We start from the raw sequence: 13,856 nt of genomic DNA on the forward strand, positions 1-13,856 counted from the left end.
AGGCGTGTGGCTTGATCAACCCTCTGGCTGAGCAGCTCAACGTGGATGGCTTTGCCGACGCCGCGGAAGTCGGTCGCGGCGGTTTCGGTGTCGTGTATCGCTGCCGGCAAGTCGATCTGGATCGGGTAGTGGCGATCAAGGTGCTGACCATCGACCTTGACGAGAACCGGCCTCGCTTCGAGCGTGAGCAGCGGGCGATGGCCAAGCTGACCGGGCATCCCAACATCGTCTCTGTGCTCCAGATCGGTGAAACCCGCGACGGCCACCCGTACCTGGTGATGCCGTATTGCCGGCGGGGTTCCGTGCAAACCGAAATCAGTCGGTTGGGCCGGCTATCGTTGGCGGACGTCTTGCAGCTCGGCGTCGCCCTGGCGGCGGGGCTGGAATCGGCACACCGGCTGGATATCCTGCATCGGGATATCAAACCGGCCAACGTGTTGCTCACCGATTTCGGCGAGCCCGCCCTGACCGATTTCGGGCTCGCCCACATGGCCGGCGGATTCAGAACAGCCACCGGCCTGTTCACCGCCTCCCCGGCCTTTACCGCCAGCGAGCTGGCTCGCGGCGGTGAACCCGATCGTGCGTCGGATGTATACGGGGTGGGCGCGACGCTGTTTTGCGCGCTGACCGGTCACCCTCCCTTTGAGCGCCGCAAGGGCGAATCGGTGATCGCGCAGATATTGCGGGTGGCCAACGATCCAGTTCCCGATCTAGCCGAGTATGACGTCGCCGAAGACGTCGCGTCGGTGGTGAACAGGGCACTGTCTCGTGACCCAGCGGCTCGACCCACCATGGTCGAGCTTGGTGAGGCGATTCAGAGTCTGCAGGCTGCCCATGGCCAGGCCGTCGACGCAATGGCGCTGGAGGGCGGCAAGCGGTCCACCTCCGTCTCAAGCGAATCAGCCTGGCACGTATCGGCAAGACAAACTCGAGGAAATCTGCCCGCGAAGCTCGCGGGTTTTGTCGGGCGCCAGGCCGAACTCGCCGAGCTTGGTGCCCTGATCTCGACGTCGCGACTGGTCACCTTGACCGGGGTGGGCGGGGTCGGCAAGACCTCCCTGGCGGTGCAGGCTGCCGGGGAACATGTGTCCCATTTCCACGATGGCGTGTGGCTGGTCGACATCGGCGAGCTCAGCGACGGGGCGCTACTGGCCGGGCTGGCGGCGCGCATGTTGGGTATTCGGGATCAGGGTGCAAGACCGCTGACCGAGGTGCTCACCGACGCCCTCGCCGAACGCGATGCGCTGGTGATCTTCGATGGCTGCGAATACGTCATCGACCACGCCGCCCAGCTCATTGACACACTGCTGCAAGGCTGCCCGCAGCTGCACATCCTGGCAACCAGCCGCGAACTCCTCGGTATCGGCGGGGAGGCGGTGCTGGCCCTGTCCCCACTGCCCTACCCTGACGCAGCGTCCGTTTCCAGCCGCAGCAGCGTAGCCTGCTATGACGCCGTGGCTTTGTTCGTGGAGCGTGCCCGCACCGCCCGACCCGGCTTCACCTTGACCCAGCGCAACGCGGCCGCGGTTGCCCGTATTTGCGAGCGGCTCGACGGATTGCCGTTGGCAATCGAGTTGGCCGCCGCACGCCTGCGTGCCATGTCGGTCGAGCAGATCGCCGACCGGCTCTCGGACCGCTTTGGCTTGCTGACCCGTGGCCAGCGCGGCGCACCAACCCGTCAGCAAACCTTGAGCTACTGCATCGATTGGAGCTACGACCACTGCACGCCCATCCAACAACAGTTGTGGGCGCGGTTATCGGTGTTCGCCGGCAGCTTCGACCTCGACGCGGCCCAATACGTCGCCCCGCAAGACATGGACGCCGACGACCTGCTCGATGAACTTTGCGCACTGGTGGACAAGTCGATCCTCATTCGCACCGAAGATGATGGTGCGGTGCGGTTTCGGCTGCTGAGCACGATGCGTGAGTATGGCAATTCACGCATCGACGCTGAGCAGTACCAAGGCCTGCAACAGTCACACTTCGACTGGTGTGAGCGGCTGGTGACCCAGGCTCACCTCGAATGGTTCAGTCAAAAGCAGGTCGACTGGATTCACCACCTGCGCAGCGAACTTCCCAATATCGAGGAGGCGCTGCAGTTCGGGCTGGAAAAGGCTCCGGAGAGCGTCCTGCTGATGGCGGCCAAGCTCCGCAATCTTTTTGTCGCCTCAGGGAAATTACAGGTCGGAAGGCTTTGGGTGGAGCGGGCGTTGAGCACGACGACCTCCGCTCAGCCATCCGGTGCACGGATCGCCGCCCTTGCCGCCCTCGCAATGTTTGCCGTCCTACAGACTGACTGGCCGACCGCACAATCATGTGTGGCGCAAGCACACGAACACGGCGCGGCGGTGCCCGACCCCATTGCCGAATCGCTGCTCGGGGTTGCGCGGGGCCTCGGCGCTCTGCTGCAAGGGCAGGTTGAGCAGGTCCAGACCGATGCCGAGCAAGGATTGGCCGCGGGCGACTTTGAGCTGCAAGTGCTCGGCATGTGGCTGATGTCGCTGCGCCACTTGGCAGTTGGCGATCCTGAACCCGCACTGCGCTGGGCGGAGAAAGCCCACTCGGTGTCCGAATCGCGTGTCGAAGTCCAGATGCGGACATACTCCTTGAGCGCCCTGGCGGTGAGCCACCTGATGCTGGGCGACACCGGGTCCGCCGAGTGCAGCCTGCGGGAGGGCCTGAAACTGTGCCAGGTGATCGATGATCCCTGGTCGGGGGCCAGCTACCTGGAGGGGCTGGCCTGGACCGCCGGGGCCAACGGAAACCTGCGACGTGCCGTGGTGCTGATGGCAGCGGCCGCCGCGCTGAGCCGCTCCAGCGGAGCGGGATCCACCGTCATAGCGCTGGTGGGGTCCATGCACCAGCAGTGCGAACGCGCGGCACGGGAAGAGCTATCCGACGCCGTCTTTGAGGCTGCCCGCGTCGAAGGTGAGTCGCTGAGCTTCGACGAGGCGGCGGACGTTGCGCTGACCGAGCCGTAGCGCGGAGCTTTCCTTCCCGGCCGCAAGGCGATCCGGCTCCTCGCCATGGGGTGGGTATTCGCCGGGCGCAGCGGGCGCCTCCATCACGGGTGGGCGCCGCGGCGAGATCGGTGTCCAAGACCTGGGATACGCGTATCCCTTTCGCGGCAATCGCAGTCTGGATGCTTACCGGCCCGGCCGGTCAGCGCGAAAATCCGAGCACGCGTCGAAAGTCCTCGGCGAGCCAGGACAACAGGGCGGCTGCGGTACGGACAAAAAAATGACCACCGGGCATGGCCACCACCTCGAATGTCGCGCTGGTCATTTCGTCCCATCGGGTCAGCTCGGATTGGTCGAAGGTGACGTCGCCAACCCCGCCCAGTGCTGTTATCGGGCACGATAACGGCGGTGCCGGGCGGTACAGATATTCCTCGCAGGCGGTCAGATCGGCTCTCGCGATCGGCAGCATGAGATCCATCAACTCAGCGTTGTGCAAGAGTTCGCTGGGGGTACCTCCGAAGCTGTTGAGGCGGCTGAGCAGCGCACTGTCGGACAAGGCCGAAAGATATTGCCCACGATTAGGGGGCCAAAAAACGACCGGGGGGCGGCTGGCCGCTGCATAAAGCTTCACCGGCAGCGGCGCGCGTTGCTGCCTCAGTTCTCGGGCCAGCTCAAAAGTCACCAGGGCGCCCATGCTGTGCCCGAACAATGCGTACGGTCCGTCAAGATCAGCCGCGAGCTCTCGAGCAAACACGCAGGCGATCTCGCCGATGGCGGTCAGTGGCGGCTGGCCGAACCGCCGCCCGTGACCCGGGTACTCGAGCGGCACCACCCGAACCCAGGACGGCAACCGGTCAGACCACTCACCATAGAGCGACGCACTGCCAATCGCGTGCGGGACACAGTAGACCCGGAGCGCCGGCGGCATCACGCTCAGCCGCTGCGCCGGGCGGTCGCACCATTCGGGGTGCACCATGCGGTCGTGCCAGCCAACAGCTGAGTCGCTCGACGGTGGCTCCATTGAGAAGTTCTCGCAGCGGCGGCTCGCAACCGAACGCCACCGCTATGCGCTCACTGACCACCAACGCCTGAATCGAGTCGCCGCCACTGTCCTGCAAACTGTCGTGGGCACCCACCGGCCTACCCAGGACGTCCTCCCAGATTCGCCCTAGATGTGCGCGGGCCGCGGCTTGCGCGTTGGCGGCCTGGCGTAGCGCGACCCGACGACTGGCGTGCAGGCAGTGCAGTCGTGTTTCGCTGGCGAAATCAGGCAGCGGCGCCGATCCCCCGTCCGCGAGCGCGGCGATGGCTTCCTCGTAGGCCTCGAGGATCATGTGGACGTAATCGGCGGCAAGCAATCGAGGATCGAACTCCACCCCTATTCCGAGCGCCCCCGCTTCGCGACTGAAGACGATGACGAACGGCAGATTGGTGTGTTCAATTATCTTGCGGCGCAGCACCGTGGCTTGTTCGGTTACGGAGTCTTCGGCCTTCGCGGGATCCAAATCCACGTAGTTGAACGCCGTATCGAAGAGCCTTCCGATGCCGTTGTCGCGTTGAATCGTTCGTAGCGGCACCCGGCGGTGGGGCAGGCCATCGTGCTCCGCGGCGAACACGCCGTCGAGGAGCGCCGCGTAGCTCGCAGCGTTCAATCTGATCCGCAGCGGGACGGTATTGAGGAACATGCCCAGCACACTCTCGGCGTCCTCGGTCTCGGGGCGGCCGTTGACCACCAGTCCGGTCACCACATCATCGCTAGCCGCCATCCGGCCCATGACCACCAGGTGCGCCGCAAGAAGGGTGCTCTTGATTGATACTCGCCGCTGTCGTGCCAGATCGCGCAGGCGCCCCTCAGCCTCGCTTGGCAACTCGTGGAATATCACCTCGAGGCGGCTGGTCCCTGAGCGGGTGGCCGGGAAAAGACACGGGATCAGCCCCTGCAACTGGTGTCGCCAGAACGCCCGCGACGGGCTGCCCTCTGCCTCGCTCTCGAGCATGATGAAGTCACGGAAGTGCGTTTGCAGACGCTCGCGGGTCGGCGGCTGCCCGGCGGTCCGGAAAGAGTCGTAGCTGCAGAGCAAGTCGCGCTGCAACTCCACCACGCTCCACCCGTCGAGCAAGGCGTGGTGGAAACTCAGGCTCATGTCGAACCGGTCCTCGCCACGCACATGGACTATCAACTCCAGCGGCGTGCGAGTGCGCCACTCTATCGGGCGACGGGCCTCAGTTTCCATCCACTCCGACAGCGACGCCTCCTGTTCGGCCTCGGTCAGACCGGACAGATCGAAGACCTTCAGCGGCGTCGACACGGACTCGTGCACCAGCTGCAGCGGTACCGAATAAGCCGACAAATCAAACGTTGTGCGCAGGATCGGATGGCGCAGCGTCATCTCGAAGAGCGCCGAGCGAAACGCGTTCTCATCCCACGGCGACTGCACCAGGTAGCTGACCACGTCGTGGTACACACTCGGCCCGTCGACGCGGCTGTGGAAGAGCATGCCGGCCTGCAGCGCCGACAGCGGATAGGCGTCGCTTACATCGGCGGGCAAGGCACCTTCCGAGCCCTCCGGGACCAGCAGCCGCTTGGCCTTGCGTTCTATCCTCGCCGGTTGCTGCGGTGTCTCGGTTGGTACCAGCCCCGTGGCGAGTTCCGCGGGCGTCTGGTGCCGGAAGACATCCTGGACTGACAGCTGCAGACCGAGGGCCTTGGCCTTGGCCGATACCCGCACGGCCATCATCGAGTCGCCGCCGATGTCGAAGAAGTTGTCGTCGGCGGCGACCGAGGACAGCTCCAAGACCTCGGCGAACACACCGCAGATCCGGTCGAGCACCGGCCCCACGTCATCCGTCGACTTCTTGATGAGCTTGATGGTCGCGTCCCGCGCTATCCGGATCGTGTCGTTGAGATCAATTCGTACCGTGAGCTCTTCGACGGTGTCACCTGCCGCCGGCGCACTCGGACCAGTCCGGGCCTGCGGTTCTCTGGGCGCTGGAAGGGCCGCTCGATCGATCTTTCCGTTGACCGTCAGCGGCAAGGATTCCAAGGTGACGAAGGACGACGGGAGCATGTAGTCGGGGAGACGCGAAGTGAGGGCTCGGCGGGTCTGGGCAACCGGCAGTTCCTCGCCCCCACGCGTGACAACGTAGGCCACCAGGCGGGGTTCGCCGCCCTCGGTCCGGACCATCGCGTAGCAAGCCATTACCTGTTCGAGTCCGAGGACCGCCGTCTCGACCTCGCCGAGTTCGATGCGGAAACCGCGCAATTGGACTTGGTGGTCCAAGCGGCCGAAATACTCGATCTCCCCGTTGGATAGCCGTCGACCGCTATCCCCGGACCGATAGAGTCGCTCGCCCGCGCGGAACGGGTGCTCGATGAAACGTTGCGCGGTCAGTTCGGGCATCCCAAGATAGCCATTCGCCAGGCCTGGCCCGCCCACGCAGATCTCACCTGGCACGCCGTAGGGGACCAGGTTGCCCACCGAATCGGTTAGCAGACACTCCAAGTCAGGTACCGGGCGACCGATGATGGAGCTGTGCGCACCGAAGATGTCGGCGCGCATCAGCCGGCGGAATGTGACATGCACCGTGGTCTCGGTGATGCCGTACATGTTGATCAACTCAGGATGCTCATCACCGTGGGCCTTGACCCACGGGATGAGGTCCGCGAACGTCAACATCTCCCCGCCGAAGATCACATACCGCAGGAAAAGTCTGCTCGCGGCACCTTCAATGTCGGCGTCGGCGTCTCGGACCAGACGAAACGCTGACGGAGTCTGACTGAGCACGGTGATCCGCTCGTTGGACAGCAGCTCGCGGAATTCCGCGGGATTGCGGGTCACCAGGTAGGGCACGACCACCACACACGCACCATGCAGCAGCGCCCCCCAGAGCTCCCACACGGAGAAGTCGAACGCCACCGAGTGGAACATCGTCCACCGGTCGTCGCTGTTGAACTCGAAGAGTTCGTCGGTCGCGCTGAATAGCCGCACGACGTTGTGATGGGTCACCGCAACGCCCTTGGGCCGACCGGTCGAACCCGAGGTGTAGATCACGTAGGCGGTGTCGTCGGCGGACACCTCGACGTGCCGTGCTGGGGCGGGGGTTGCACTGATGACGTCGACCTCGATCGTTGGCGCGCCATGTGCAGACACCACGTGCCGCAGGGCTGACTCGGTGACGATCATCGACGGACCACAATCGCTCAAGACGAGCTCGACGCGTGCGGCTGGCCAGCTCGGGTCGATGGGCACGTATGCAGCGCCGGTCTTCAGGATGGCCAGGATCGCGACCGGTAGGCGGTCGGTTCGCTCCAGCAGCAGTGCCACCTTGTCGCCGTGTGCGACCCCGCTATCGATCAGCAGGGCGGCCAGGGCATTGGACTCGGCGTCAAGAACTGCATAGCTCAGGTCACGGCCGGCAAACCGCACGGCCGTTGCGTCCGGGTGTGCTGCGGCCTGCACCTCGAATCCGCGGTGCAGCGTCGGGTAGGCCGGAGCAATGTCGCGGCGTGCGTCGAGGACTTCCAACTCGTCGATCTCGTCATCGGTCAACATCGAGAAGCCGGCGAGCGCGATCCGCGGTTGAGCCAGCGCGGACTTCAACAGGGTGACCAGGTGGCCGGCCATCCGCTCGATGGTGTCGGTGTTCCACAGCGCGACGCTGAAATCGAAGACCAGGTGGAGGCCGCCCGCAGCGTCGGGCTCCACGCTCAGCCCCAACTTGAACAAGGCGCGGCCGGGATCGTGTGGCACGGCGGTTACTCGTACACCGTCGATCACCGGGCCCGACGAGCCCGATATTTCCGGTACGAAGGACACCTCGATCAGCTGTGCGGACTTGGCCAGTTGCGGGCCGAACCGCTCCAGTAGGTCATCGAAAGACACATCGCCGTGGGCGCGCGCCTCGCCCAGACGCGCGGCCGTGCGGGCGGCGTGTGTCGCCAGCGTCAAGCCCTCGGCGAAGTCGGCGCGAATCGGCGACAGGTCGGCAAAGTATCCGATGGTCGTCGACGGCACCGAAGGCGGCCGGTTCGGGGTTGGCACGCCGACGACCACCGTGTCCTGGCTGGTGTAGCGGTGCAGCAGGTATTGCCACATCGCCAAGATGATCGTCGAGCGATCCACGTCCAGGCGGCCGGCAACCTCATCGAGCTCAATCCGGACGTCATTCTCCAACTGCAGACTGACGCGGGCGCCACGGAACGAGGGACTAGTGGTCTGCGGCCGGTCGGTGGGTAGTTCCAGGCGCGCGGGCATGCCCGTCAGGGTGCGGTCCCAATACGCCAGGCTCTGCTTGTTATGCGGCCCAGCCGATCTCGCAACCTGCGCCCGAGCCAGCTCACTCATCGTGATGTCCCGGCCAGGGCCTGACGCGCCATGACGCGGGTTGGCGTAGATCGCCGAGAGCTCGCCGAACAATTGGGCTTCGGCCCAGAAATCCGCGACGATGTGGTGGTAATTCATCCCCAGGATCAGCCGGTCGTCGTCGATTTGAATGATCATCGCCCGAAACGGCGGATCGACCGCGATATTGATCGGGCGGCGCGCATCGGCGTCGATCAAGTCCTGCGCCAGCTGTTCGCGGATGGCTGCGTCGCGGTCACGCAGGTCGTGCATCTGCACCCGGCCCGGCGACCTGATGATTTGCACGACACCCTGGTCACGCTCGGGAAATATGGTGGCCAGCGAGGGATGCCGCCGGGCCAGAAGTTCGAGCGCCTTGCGCAGCCGCACCGCGTCGATATCGCCGAGCAGGTTGAAGTACCGTTGCGAGCACAACTCCTTGCCGCCACCGCTCATTCGGTCGAGCAGCCAGATCCGGCGCTGCGCCTGTGTCAGCGGCGCCGGTTCTTGGCTCCGGTCCTGGCTGGCCGGACACGCTCGGCGTGCTCCTCCACCGTGCACTCCGAGTTCGTTACCAGCTCCCGGAGGGCGGCGGTGAACTCGGCGGCAAGCCGCTGCGCGGTACGTGCCCGGAACAGATCGGCGTCGTACTCGAGGAAGCCGCTGAGGGTGGCGCTCTCGTCAACAAACGACGCCAACAGGTCAAACTTTGCTGATCCTGGGTCGACGGGCAGGTTATGCACGTGCGCGCCCTCAACTTCGAGAGGCGTGACATCACCGTCGTAGAGCGTGACGGCGGCCTGGAAGACGGGATTGCGGCTGCCGACGCGTTCGGGTTTGACCGCGTTGACGACTTCCGGGAAGGACAAGGCGGCGTGGTCGACCACCGTACGAATCTCGTCGCGGGTACGCACCACGAGCTCTTCGAACGTGGGATCGTCCCCCAACTGGCAGCGCAACGCGACCATGTTGGCGAAATTGCCGATCGTGCGCTCGACGCTGGGGTGGTTGCGCCCGGCGGTCACTGCCCCGACAACCATGTCGCGCTGCCTGCCGTAGGAAGCGATCCACACCATGAACGCGGCCACGAGCACGCTGTAGGGAGTCGCGCTGTGCTGGGGGGCCAGGGCGCGAACGGCTTGGCGGTCGGCCTCGGTCAGGGCGATCCGGACGCGGCCGCCCCGGAAACTGCCGAGCGCGGGGCGGGGGAAGTCGCGCGGGAGTTCGATCTCCGGTGGTGCGCCGTCGAGGTGGTCGCGCCAAAAATCCTCGAGTTCGCCGCGTCGCTCGGTACTGAGTAGCCGGCCGGCCCACTCCACGTAGTCAACGGGCTGGACGTCCAGGCTCGGTAGCCGCTCGCCGGCATCCAGCGCCGCGTAGGCCTTGCTCATCTCGGCGGGCAGCAGGCCCGCGGCCGACCAGCCGTCCGCAACGATGTGGTGTAGTACCCAGGCCAGGTAGTGGTCGTCGTCGGCGAGAGTGACCAAAAGTACCCGCACCGGGGAGTCGCGGAAGAGGTCGAACGGGCGCGCGGCCAACTTGGCGATGCGCTCTTGACCGGCCGCCTCCCGCTGATCGGCGGGTAGGTCGGTGAGGTCGGCATGCTCCAACTGGACGGGCCCCGGTGGCAGGATGACCTGCACCGGTTGGCCCTCGCGCGCCGGGAAAACCGTTCGCAGCGCCTCGTGGCAAGCGACCACCTCGGCGAACGCCGCCCGTAGCCGTTTGGCGTCCACCGGGCCTCGGATACGAACGGCTTCGGGAATGTTGTATGCCGCCATGGTCGGCACGAGCTGCTGCAGGTACCACAGATTCGCCTGCACGGGCGACAGCGGCAGCGGTTTGGTGCGGTCGATCGGCACGGGTCCGGTGATCGCGGCGTCATCGATGGGCTCGGCCTGGCCGCGTTTCTCCTCGATGAGCGCGGCCAGGGCGGTGAGGCTACCGGCGCGCACGAAGTCCCGCATCTGAAGCGTGACACCCATGCGTTCCCGAAGCCGCATGATGACGCGCAGAGCCGCGAGAGAATGCCCGCCGATGTTGAAGAAGTTGGCGTCGGCATTGGTTACCGGGGTGCCGAGAATCTCCTCCCACACACGCGCGAGCGGGATCAAGCCCTCTGGCAGCGGCCCGGCGCCGGGCCCGGCATCGTCGAACGATGCGGACGGCAGTGCGGCTAGATCCACCTTTCCCGAGGGGGTACGCGGCAGCGAATCGAGCAGCACGAGCGCGGCCGGCACCATTGTGGTGGGCAACTTGTCGCGGACATGATCGAGCACGGATTCTGGGTCCAGGATCTTGTTGGGTGTGCCCGCGACGACGTACCCGATCAGGGCCTTCTGCCCGGGGGCGCGTTCACGTACGTCGACCACCGCATGTTGGACGCCCGGGTGCCCGCAGAGCGCCCGTTCGATCTCGCCTGGCTCGATCCGCACTCCGTGGACCTTCAACTGGCGGTCGAGGCGCCCCAGGAATTCCACGGTTCCGTCCGCGCGCTGGCGCACTCGGTCACCGGTGCGGTACACCCGCAGGCCCTGCTCGGGCGCGCGTACGTCGCGACGAAAACGTTGAGTTGTGAGGGCCGGCGCACCCAAGTAGCCCAGCGCAACCCCGGCGCCGCCGATCCATAATTCGCCCGGCTGTCCCTCGACGGCCAGGTCGCCTTCGGTGTCGACGATGTAGAGCCGCGCATTGGCGATCGGTCGACCGATCGGTGCCCAGGATGCCTGGTCGGTTATGTCGGCGCGCCAGTACAGGGCGTCGATCGCCGTCTCGGTCGGACCGTACAGGTTCACCAGCTGGGCATGGGGGAGGATCTCGGCAAATCGGCGTGCGGTGGCCAGCGATAGCGGCTCGCCACCGCAGAAGACGTACCGAAGGCTCTGGCACTCGCTGAGTCTGGGCTCGTCGAGAAGGACGTCCAACTGCGAGGGGACGATCTGTAGCACGGTGATTTCAAACTGCAGAACATGTTCGACGATGGTCGACGGGTTCCACTCCCGCCGAGCCGCATCCATGAACACCAACCGGGCCCCCGCGACGAGCGGTCCGAACAGTTCCCACAAGAAGATGTCAAAACCGGGGGAAGCGCTCTGCAGAATCGCGTCGTCGGGGCCGAGGTCGAACTCGTCGCGCCGCCAAAGCAGCTGATTTGCGAAGGCACGGTGCGCACCCATCACCGCCTTGGGCCGGCCGGTGGAGCCGGAGGTGAAATTGACGTATGTCGGCGCATCTGGGTCGGTACTCATCGGTGGCACCGCTACCTCGCCGATGTTGTCGACCTCGATCAATTCCGGTGCGTCGGAGGGAAGAATTTCGCGGGTCTCGGCGTCGATGATCACGCACCGGGCGGCGGCATCCGCGAGCATGCCGGCCACCCGGCTGATCGGGTGGGCGGGATTCAATATGAGCAGGACGGCGGCGGCTCGTTGAACGGCCAGAGCCGCCACCGCAACATGAACACTGTTGCTGAGAAACACGCCGACGACGTCGCCGCTGAGCACGCCGAGTTCGGCGAGTCGCCCGGCGAGTGCGTCGGCGTGCTCGCCGAGTTGGGCGTAGGTGATCGACAGGCCCGTGCTTTCGAGCGCGACGGCATCTGGCGTGCGGTCAATCTGGCCATAGACCAGCCCATGCACGGTGTGGTGCCATCCCGGTCGATCCGGGCCGACTATGGGTTCGCCGCGCTGGCCCAGGTCGACCACCGGCGCCAGCAGGTGGTCGACCACCGCCGCCCGCGAGGTCAGATTCTCATCGAGCGTGCCGACCGCCTCGGCGTAGGTGGGCAAGACTTGTTCGAATGCCTCCTCGAGCCTTGCCGAGGCTCCCGCGCGCGCCCGTTCGCTGTGCCAGGCGTCGGCGATGAACGCCATCGCGGCAGAGCCCGGCTCGGCAACCGCCTCGAGAACGGCCCAGACGCACAGCCAGCCAAGATGATAGAAGGCATTGACCGACTCGTCGACGACAAGCTCGTCCACGGCCTCGCGCAGCCTGCTGATCAGGTCCGCGTTGGCGGTGCGCTCGTCAATCCAGTGATAGATGGTGTCGGAGCGGGCTGCCAGTCGTGCCCCCAACTCGGTCAGCAAGGCCTCCGACGGGCCCTCGCCAATGCGCAGGAAGCGCGCGTCGCGAAGCAGACGTGCCACCTGATGGTTCTCGACGTATCCCCGCCAGCCCAGCATTTGGACGGCGTCGTCGGCGGCGCGATAGGCAAATTCCGATGACGCCACTTTGAGTGCCAGCGAAACATCCTGGGGCACCGCGGGATTAGCGGCGATATCGGCCAGCACCGCCTCGATTGCGGTGATCTCCGACGTAATCCGGCCGATTCGGCGCACTACCACCGGGTCGGCGATGAGTCGGCCGGTGGCAACCTCACGGCGGGATGCGAAGCGATACATGACTTGCGCGCAACGCTTCATCACGCCCGCGGAGATTGCGCCGGTGCAGATCCGCCCGATCAAGGATCCTTCGCCGACGACATCGAGCCCCCCGCCGATCTCGCCGAGAATCTGCCAGGGTTCGATCCGGACGCCATCGAAGCGGATGCCACACACTGGCACCGACCGCAGTCCGATGGTGTCCTCGCGGGGCGCGATGGTCACCCCGGGGCTGTCTGCCGCAACCGCCACCGCGGTCAGCGCTGTGCCCTCGTCGACGGTGAACGGGACAACGGTGACCAACAGGCCGGCCCAACCGGCCGCGGTGATGCACGATTTCGTGGCATCGAGAACCCAGCCGTCAGCATCGCGAGTCGCCTTGCTCGCCAACATCCGTGGATTCGAACTCGACACCTCCGGCTCGGTGATGGCCAGTGCTGCAAGAGTCTTGCCGGCGAGCAGTTGATCCAGGTAGCGCCGCCGCAGCTCCTCGTGTCCGTGCCGAAGGACGGCTTGCAGAGCGGCGTGATGCACGGTCAAGACGGCGGCATGGCCCACGTCGGTGCCGGCGGTCCGTTCCACATCCGGCAGCAGGGCCTTGAGATCCACCCGGTCGCCGGGTTCCGTCGATGACACGTGCCCGAAGTGCGCGACGCTGTCAGTGAACTCGGCAAGCTGCGGGTCCAGCGGTGCGGTCGGTCCGACCTGATGACCGTCCACGCGACCCGTTTCGGGATTTTCACCGTCGTCGGAGACGGACGTCTCCGCTCTCACCGTCATGCAAGAACCCTCGGGTAGATCGTGGAGCCCCCAATCCGCACACGCCGCAAGGCGTGCTGGACTTGCAAGACGGCGGGAGCCTTTCGATGTGGCACTCGCGAGAATAGTAGGTAGCGCCCGAATATGGGCGTAGATGATGAATATTGCGGAATGTCAATTGATATGCAGCATGTCGTCGTCACAATTCACCCGGTGGTTGCCGACCGCGGCCACACCGCCGCCGTCGACGCCGACCGGATGAATTCAGCCCACTGTCACGAGCCGCATCGCTTTCGTCCATACCCGCAGGTATCCGTTGGCCGGCGGGATTCGGCGCGCTGACGCAGGTAGGCCGTCGCTTTATGCTCCCGCGCGGGTGGGTGTTGGTGCGCTGTAGCGAAATGGAAAGCGCCACG

5 protein-coding genes are annotated in these 13,856 nt (G+C 65.5%); 2 read left to right on the plus strand and 3 right to left on the minus strand.

Annotated elements, in window-relative coordinates; all coding sequences use genetic code 11:
• The first annotated feature begins 11 nt into the window (after positions 1-11).
• On the plus strand, positions 12-2,981 hold the full coding sequence (locus CKW46_RS04130; RefSeq protein ID WP_482052858.1) for a protein kinase domain-containing protein: 2,970 nt from the start codon (positions 12-14) through the stop codon (positions 2,979-2,981).
• 181 nt (positions 2,982-3,162) lie between these two features.
• Here the strand turns inward: CKW46_RS04130 and CKW46_RS04135 are convergent, their stop codons facing one another.
• The 3 genes from CKW46_RS04135 to CKW46_RS04145 are packed head-to-tail and all read right to left on the minus strand — an operon-like array spanning position 3,163 to position 13,461.
• Positions 3,163-3,936 (minus strand): thioesterase II family protein, encoded by a 774-nt coding sequence (locus CKW46_RS04135; RefSeq protein WP_499018803.1) that lies wholly within the window; start codon positions 3,934-3,936, stop codon positions 3,163-3,165.
• The gene (locus CKW46_RS04140; protein ID WP_499018804.1) at positions 3,824-8,758 is read right to left on the minus strand and encodes an amino acid adenylation domain-containing protein; all 4,935 of its coding nucleotides are present in this window, start codon (positions 8,756-8,758) and stop codon (positions 3,824-3,826) included. Before CKW46_RS04140 ends, CKW46_RS04135 begins: the two co-directional genes overlap by 113 nt.
• A 35-nt stretch (positions 8,759-8,793) precedes the next feature.
• Positions 8,794-13,461: an acyl-CoA dehydrogenase family protein gene (locus CKW46_RS04145; protein WP_499018805.1), complete on the minus strand. Its 4,668-nt coding sequence runs from the start codon at positions 13,459-13,461 to the stop codon at positions 8,794-8,796.
• Positions 13,462-13,584: 123 nt separating this feature from the next.
• On the opposite strand from CKW46_RS04145, the gene CKW46_RS04150 reads away from it, so the two are divergent.
• On the plus strand, positions 13,585-13,782 hold the full coding sequence (locus tag CKW46_RS04150) for a hypothetical protein (protein ID WP_167470889.1): 198 nt from the start codon (positions 13,585-13,587) through the stop codon (positions 13,780-13,782).
• The last annotated feature ends 74 nt before the right edge of the window (positions 13,783-13,856 follow it).

This window comes from Mycobacterium liflandii, assembly GCF_022354805.1.
Taxonomy (GTDB): Bacteria; Actinomycetota; Actinomycetes; order Mycobacteriales; family Mycobacteriaceae; genus Mycobacterium; species Mycobacterium marinum.